This is a genomic window from Bradyrhizobium sp. Kon56 (assembly GCF_055807635.1).
In genome coordinates, this window is the sequence record NZ_JBVVOU010000495.1 from 1 (window position 1) to 258 (window position 258).

Annotated in this window: 1 protein-coding gene; it reads left to right on the forward strand. The window is 63.6% G+C overall.

Annotated elements, in window-relative coordinates; all coding sequences use genetic code 11:
• Window positions 1-258: DNA gyrase subunit A (locus AC0L3B_RS39800; RefSeq protein WP_473383382.1), on the forward strand; the 258-nt coding region annotated here is incomplete at both ends.

Here is a 258-nt window from a genome sequence, read left to right on the forward strand (position 1 = left end):
TGTTCCTGCTCGACTGCCTGCAGAAGAATCGCGGCAACCGAACCCGTACGGCGCGACGTGATCGGTAAGTATCACCCTCACGGCGACACTGCGGTGTACGACACCATCGTTCGGATGGCCCAGCCGTTTTCCCTGCGCTACCTGCTGGTAGACGGCCAGGGCAACTTCGGTTCGGTCGACGGCGACAACGCCGCGGCCATGCGATACACCGAAGTGCGCATGACCAAGCTGGCGCACGAGCTGCTGGCCGACCTGCAC